The following is a 6,564-nucleotide window of genomic DNA, read 5'->3' on the forward strand; positions in this document are numbered from 1 at the left end:
CGCTCGGAGCGACGCGGGGCCTGCCCGCTCACGGGCCCGCCGGCTCGATGGTGCCGAGCGTCCGCCGCCCCAGGGTCCGCGTCTTCAGCCGCAGCGCCGGGCGCTCGATCGCGTACCAGGAGGCCGTCGCCACGGGAAACGTGAGCGCCAGCGCCGGCAGCAGCAGCGGCAGCGCGGAGATTCCGGGCCAAAGCGCGTGCAGGCTCTGCTGCACCGGCCAGCCGTAAAGGTAGATTCCGTAGGACAGGTCGGCCTTCGGGTCGAAGACCTTGCGGGCGAGCCACGGCGACAGGCCGAGCCAAATCGTGCCGTAGCCTTCCGCGACGAACAGCAGCGCCCGGTAGAACGGCCCGTGTCGCACCAGGAGGCAGGCGAGGCCCAGGATCGCCACGGGCACCACCGACAGGCGAACGACCTCCCGCGCGGTGTAGAGCGCCGCGCCGACGGCGAAGATCAGCGGCAGGCGCAGGGCCGTCTCGAGGCCCTTGGGCAGGTCGGGCCGCGTCGCGTCGGCGACGAGCAGCGCCAGCGCGAAGCCGGCGACGACGAGGGGCGCGATCCAGCGTGAACGCAACGCCCCGAGCAGCCCGGCGCCGACGACGCCGAGATAGCAGAGCACCTCGTATTTCAGGGTCCAGACCGTGCCGAGCGGGCTGCGATACGGGTTGTCGGTGAAGACGCCCGGCAGCGACGCGTTGCTTTTGAAGGTCGTCAGCGTGCCGCGGACGAAGCGCCAGACGCCGCCGTCGCGAAGGTACTCGACGAGGGGCAGCGTGCTCATCGCGGCGCCGAGCACGAGGGCGACGACCAGCGTCGCCGCGACGAGGCCGGGCAGGATGCGCAGGGTCCGCGAGATCAGGTAATCGACGAGGCCGCGCCGGTCGAAGCTCATCGCCACGAGGAAGCCCGACACGGCGAAGAAGCCGTTCACGGCATGCTCGCCGAGGGTGAAGCCGGTCGCGCGCGCAAGCGGCTCGTCGAGGGCGTTGCCGCTGGTGACGCTGAAGGCGTGCGAGACCACTACCGCGACCGCCAGCACCAGGCGAAGCCCGGAGAAGCCGTTATGCGGGCGCGCCAATGCCTCGGCGACGGTCGGCGCGCGGCTCATTCGAGGCCCTCGCGAGCCAGCGCGGTGTGCCCCATGAGCGCGGCCCAGGCGCCGGCGGCCGATCCGCCGTAGCGCTCAAAGCCTGAGCGTCGCAGGATCAGCACGGACAGAAACGCCTTGAGAACGTTGGCGACGAGGCTAGGGAGGATGGGGTCGGCGAGACCGTATTTGCGGGCGACGTAGGCGCGCGACCACGCCTGGTGCCAGCGGGTGCGGAACACCCGTCCGCGCTCGGGCGCCGAGGAGCGCCCGCGCCCGTGCAGGACCTCGGCACCATGCACGTGGACGAGTGCTCGTCCCGCGTCGGCGACGCGGCGGCAGAGGTCGTCGTCCTCGTAGAACAGGAAGATCCGTTCGTCGAAGCCGCCGAGCGACAGAAAGAACCCACGCTCGATCATCAGGCAGGCGCCGGACAGGAACGGCGCGCAGGCGTCGCCCGAGGGCAGGTCTCGGCGCCCACTCGGGTTGGTTAGGTAGGGCGCCAGCAACGAGCGCGGCTGGTAGAAGAACCGGCCGTCCGGCTCGACGATCCGCGGGGCGAAGAGCCCGGCTTCCGGCCAGCGTTCGGCGGCAGCGAGCAGGGCGTCGGCCGCGCCCGGCCGCAGGGTGACGTCGGGGTTGAGGATCAGGACGTAGCGGGCCTGCGCGGCGGCACGGATCCCGCGGGTGTTGGCGCGGCCGTAGCCCTCGTTGCGGCCATTGCGGATCATCTGTGCGCCCGCGGCTTCGGCGATCTCCACAGAGCGGTCGCGGCTGGCGTTGTCGACGACGATCGCCGGGACGTGCTCTGCCGCGAGCGCCGAGAGGCAGGCCGGCAGGGCCTCGGCGCTGTCATGCGCGACGACGACCGCGACGAGGCTCGCCACCTAGCGGGCTCCATGCAGGACGCGCGTCTCCCGCCCCCCTCTGCGGGGGAGGGGGGAGGAAGGAACGCGTCGCGTCACGCCTTCTTCTCGGGCAGGTTCAGGCGGATGTGCAGCTCGCGGAGCTGCTTCGGCGTCGCCTCGGAGGGGGCGCCCATCATCAGGTCCTCGGCGCGCTGGTTCATCGGGAACAGCACGACCTCGCGGATGTTCGGCTCCTCGCAGAGCAGCATCACGATGCGATCGACACCCGGTGCGATGCCGCCGTGCGGCGGGGCGCCGAGGCGAAGCGCGTTGAGCATGCCGCCGAACTTGGCTTCGAGCACATCCTTGCCGTAGCCGGCGATGGCGAAGGCCTTCTCCATGATCTCGGGCTTGTGGTTCCGGATCGCGCCCGACGACAGCTCGATGCCGTTGCAGACGATGTCGTACTGGAACGCCTTGATGTCGAGGATCTTGGCGTCGTCGCCCTCGCCCAGCGCCAGGAAGGCGTCGTGGTCGAAGTTCGGCATCGAGAACGGGTTGTGGGAGAAATCGATGTGCTTCTCGTCCTCATTCCACTCGAACATCGGGAAGTCGGTGATCCAGCAGAACGCGAACTGGTCCTTGTCGGACAGGCCGAGGTCGTCGCCGATGCGGATGCGGGCCTTGCCGGCGAGCGCCGCCGCCTTGGCCTCGGTGCCGGCGGAGAAGAACACCGCGTCGCCGGCCTTCGTCCCGGTCTTCTCGGCGATCCGCGTCAGGATCGGTGCGGGGATGAACTTGGCGATCGGCCCCTTGCCGGCCAAGGCGCCGTCGACCTCCTCGAACACGACGTAGCCGAGGCCGGGCGCGCCCTCAGCGCGGGCGAAGTCGTTGAGCTTGTCGAAGAACGAGCGCGGCTGCGTCGCGGCGCCCGTGGCCGGGATCGCGCGGACCACGCCGCCGGACTTGATCACGCCCTTGAACGCCTTGAACTCCACCGCGTCGTCGGCGAACTCCTCCGTCACGTCGGCGATCAGCAGCGGATTGCGCAGGTCGGGCTTGTCGACGCCGTACTTGAGCATCGCGTCGGCGTAGGTGATGCGCGGGAACACGTCGGTGACGCGCTTTTCGCCGGCGAACTCCTTGAACACCCCGTGCAGCACCGGCTCCACCGCCTGGAACACGTCCTCCTGGGTGACGAAGCTCATCTCGATGTCGAGCTGGTAGAACTCGCCCGGCGAGCGGTCCGCGCGGGCGTCCTCGTCGCGGAAACAGGGTGCGATCTGGAAGTAGCGGTCGAAGCCGGCGATCATCGTCAGCTGCTTGAACTGCTGTGGCGCCTGCGGCAGCGCGTAGAACTTGCCCGGGTGCACGCGCGACGGCACGAGGTAGTCGCGGGCCCCCTCCGGCGACGACGCCGTCAGGATCGGGGTCTGGAACTCGAAGAACCCACCCTCGCGCATGCGCCGGCGGAGCGAATCGACGATGGCGCCGCGCTTCATGATGTTGGCGTGCAGCTTCTCCCGGCGCAGGTCGAGGAAGCGGTAACGGAGGCGGGTCTCCTCCGGGTATTCCAGGTCGCCGAAGACCGGCAGCGGCAGCTCGGCGGCCGCACCCAGCACCTCGAGCTCGTCGATGTAGACCTCGACCGCGCCGGTCGGCAGCTCGGGGTTCTCGGTGCCGGCCGGCCGGGTGCGGACGCGCCCGTCGAGGCGAACGACCCATTCCGAGCGCACGGCGTTCGCCGCCTTGAAGGCCGGCGAATCCGAATCGACCACGCACTGCGTCAGTCCGTAATGGTCGCGCAGGTCGATGAAGAGCACGCCGCCGTGGTCGCGGATGCGGTGGCACCAGCCGGAGAGACGGACCGACGCGCCGACGTCGGATGGGCGGAGCGCCCCGCAGGTATGGGTCCGGTAACGGTGCATCGCAAAACCTTGGGATTGAAGCGCGGCACCATTCACGCGAGGGGGGCGAAGTCAAGCAGTCGGGCGCGGGTCCGCTGCGGCTCGACGACGCGAAGCACTCGCGGCACGGATGCGTCCACGCGAAGGCAGCGGAAGATATCAAGAGAGTCGGTGCAAGAGTGTGGGCGCAAGAGAACGGATAAGCCGGCACCCGGCTCCCCTTTGCAAAAAACCTCCGATATAGCCGGAGGCATGGATCTGATCAGTACGACGCAGGCGCTCCGCGAAGCCTGCGACCGCCTCGCCGCGCAGAGCTTCGTCACCGTGGACACGGAGTTCATGCGTGAGACGACCTATTATCCCAAGCTCTGCCTGATCCAGATGGCGGCGCCGGACGGGACCGGCGTGCTGGTCGACCCTCTGGCCGAGGGCATCGACCTCCAGCCCTTCGTCGACCTGATGGCGGATGAAGGCGTGGTGAAGGTGTTCCACTCCGCCCGTCAGGACCTCGAGATCATCTGGCTGATGGGCGGGCTGCTGCCGCAGCCGTTCTTCGACACGCAGGTCGCGGCGATGGTCTGCGGCTACGGCGACTCGGTGTCCTACGAGCAGCTGGTCAACGACGTGGCCAAGGCCAAGATCGACAAGTCCTCGCGCTTCACGGACTGGTCGCGGCGACCGCTCTCCGACGCGCAGCTTTCCTACGCCCTGTCGGACGTAACCCATCTGGTGACGGTGTACGAGAAGCTCGTCGCCGACCTCGTCCGCGACGACCGCGGGCAGTGGCTCGACGAGGAGATGGCGGTGCTGACCTCGCCCGACACCTACCGCGCCGACCCGGCCCAGGCCTGGCGCCGCCTGTCGGGCCGGATGCGCAAGCCCCGCGAGATCGCGGTGCTGATGGAGGTCGCCGCCTGGCGCGAGCGCGAGGCGCAGACGCGCAACGTGCCGCGCGGGCGCATCCTGAAGGACGAGGCGGTCATCGACGTCGCCACCTCGGCGCCCCGCAGCGTCGAGGCGCTCGGCCGCCTGCGCTCGATCCCGGCCGGCTTCGAGCGCTCGCGCACCGGCACGGACATCCTCGCGGCCGTCGAGCGCGGTTTCGCCCGCGACACGGCCGAGATCGCCTTGCCCGAGCGGGGGCGCGGCCGCAGCGGCGGCAACGGCGCGCTGGTCGAATTGCTCAAGGTGCTTCTGAAAGCCGTGTGCGAGACCGAGGGCGTCGCGCCCAAGATCATCGCCACGGTGGACGACCTCGAGGCGGTGGCCGACGACGACGACGCCGACGTGCCGCTGCTCCAGGGCTGGCGTCGCGAGTTGTTCGGCAGCAAGGCCCTCGACCTCAAGCACGGCCGCCTCGCGCTTTCGGCCGAGGGCGGGCGGATCGTCGTCCGGACGCTTACCTGAACCTTCGTCGCGCCCGGGCCCTTACGGCCAGCCTCCAGAGACATCGTAGCGCGACGTCATCGGCGAGCCCGTGACACGGGTCGAGGCCGGGACTAAATGGCAATGCCTTTGCCGAAACGTCCCAGGGCCGCACGTCGCATCCGATGCACGAACCCAACGAAGTCCTCCAGACGCTGACAGGGCGGGGCACCGTCTCGGCGGAGGGCTGCGGCACCGTCCGCGTTCGCTACCGAGTGGTCGTGGAGCGGCGAGACTCGACGGTGACCGCGCATGGCAGCCTGCACGGAAGCCATGCGGGCCTGCGTCCGATCTGGCTGACGCCCGACTCCACCCTTCGCCTGAAGACGGGACGGGCTTTGGCGATTTCCATCACCGACCTCGTCGGCGACACCGCGGAGTTCGAGAGTACTGGGCCGGTCGGGCCTCTTTGAGCGTCTAACCCGGTGTTGTGGCCAGGTGCGCGATGGTGGTGCCGGAGTCGGTGCAGCCCGGCACCCGATTCTCGCAGCCGAGGGAAGCATGAAAGTGCATTCGATCGCGCACCGATCGACGAGGATGCGGCGAGAGCGCGCAGAAGCGGCAGGAAATCGTCAACCACACTGCTCGGTTCTTTGATCCGTAACCCGATACGGGTTTTGCGCTGCATCCGGGTCTCATGCAGGCGACAACACGGGATGGTGATGGAATGGGCAACGCACCGTGCGCTGGACGCATGAAAAACCGGGGGCTAGAAAAGATAGCCGCTGTGCGCGCATGTGTTTCGCTCTGAAAGCGAAGCAAAGCCTCGCACGAGCATCCGCCATTGTGCGATGCACAACGATATTTTGCGCTGCATCATCGGCCCAGCACTTCACGAGAGGGGTGCGGCGACTTGCGCACAACCCTATGGCCGACGGCACAACCGAGTTGACGACGCTCAAAAATCTCTTAGAGTTCGTTCAAGCTTCGGTTTCGAGGGGGCCGCCTCAGGGATGGCGGTCTCTGGCTCGACGACCCTAAAGGCGTCGATTTCCCGCCCGCTATCGAAGCATATCGATCCCTGTCGCAAAGAGTCAGGTCAGGTCTTCACGTCGCGATCTGCGTCGCGCCGCGTCGGCATCAAGACTTGTCGGAGGAACACACATGAGAGCGGTCCATCTTCTCGCCCTGGGCGCCAGCATGGCGGTTGCCAGCCCGGCGTTCGCGAACGAAGACCTGATGAAGCACCTGGCGAACCCCGCCGAGCAGGTTCTTCAGACGGTCGACTACGCCAACACGCGCTATTCCAAGCTCGACCAGATCAACGCCGGCAACGTCAAGAACCTCCAGGTCGCCT

At 68.4% G+C, this 6,564-nt stretch carries 5 protein-coding genes and 1 pseudogene; 3 read left to right on the plus strand and 3 right to left on the minus strand.

Annotated elements, in window-relative coordinates:
* Positions 1–28: 28 nt before the first annotated feature.
* The 3 genes from FV222_RS14460 to aspS form a co-directional block, all read right to left on the minus strand.
* The gene (locus FV222_RS14460) at positions 29–1,108 is read right to left on the minus strand and encodes an acyltransferase (protein WP_147751209.1); all 1,080 of its coding nucleotides are present in this window, start codon (positions 1,106–1,108) and stop codon (positions 29–31) included.
* Positions 1,105–1,974 carry a glycosyltransferase family 2 protein gene (locus FV222_RS14465; RefSeq protein WP_147751210.1) on the minus strand — a complete coding sequence of 290 codons (870 nt, stop codon included), beginning with the start codon at positions 1,972–1,974 and terminating at the stop codon, positions 1,105–1,107. Before FV222_RS14465 ends, FV222_RS14460 begins: the two co-directional genes overlap by 4 nt.
* A gap of 74 nt (positions 1,975–2,048) precedes the next feature.
* Entirely contained in the window at positions 2,049–3,863 is a 1,815-nt protein-coding gene (gene aspS / locus FV222_RS14470; protein WP_147751211.1) for an aspartate--tRNA ligase, read from the minus strand.
* Positions 3,864–4,094: 231 nt separating this feature from the next.
* Between aspS and rnd the strand changes: the two genes are divergently transcribed.
* The 3 genes and pseudogenes from rnd to FV222_RS14485 form a co-directional block, all read left to right on the plus strand.
* Entirely contained in the window at positions 4,095–5,249 is a 1,155-nt protein-coding gene (gene rnd / locus FV222_RS14475; RefSeq protein ID WP_147751212.1) for a ribonuclease D, read from the plus strand.
* Between the two features lie 143 nt (positions 5,250–5,392).
* Entirely contained in the window at positions 5,393–5,680 is a 288-nt protein-coding gene (locus FV222_RS14480) for a hypothetical protein (protein WP_147751213.1), read from the plus strand.
* A gap of 691 nt (positions 5,681–6,371) precedes the next feature.
* Positions 6,372–6,564 (plus strand): annotated as a pseudogene (locus tag FV222_RS14485) (PQQ-dependent dehydrogenase, methanol/ethanol family); the annotation flags it as partial.

Source organism: Methylobacterium sp. WL103 (assembly GCF_008039885.1).
Lineage (GTDB): Bacteria > Pseudomonadota > Alphaproteobacteria > Rhizobiales > Beijerinckiaceae > Methylobacterium > Methylobacterium cerastii.